General features: G+C 49.8%; 1 protein-coding gene. It reads right to left on the reverse strand.

Annotated features, from left to right (window positions below):
- Positions 1–271: hypothetical protein (locus tag B3O33_RS04420; RefSeq protein ID WP_292363049.1), on the reverse strand; the 271-nt coding region annotated here is incomplete at both ends.

Consider the following 271-nt stretch of genomic DNA (forward strand, 5'->3'; position numbering starts at 1 on the left):
GAGTTGGGTGAAATAGAAAAATAGCCGCCATAGCTTTTACGCTCAGATACCAGTGCATCTGCCTGCCAGGTGAGATCCGGTGTGATACGTAAATCAACTGCGACAGAAGCCGATTTACGATAGGCCTTAGCGTCATCGACATAGGTGTCACCGCCTTCTTTAACGACATTGACGCGATAACCAAACATATCCTCTGGACCGACACGCCCACCGATATCGCCATGGGCCATGAGCAACCCACTATCCATTAATTGGGTGGATACACTGGCCT

Source organism: Methylophaga sp. UBA1464, from assembly GCF_002325665.1.
GTDB lineage: Bacteria > Pseudomonadota > Gammaproteobacteria > Nitrosococcales > Methylophagaceae > Methylophaga.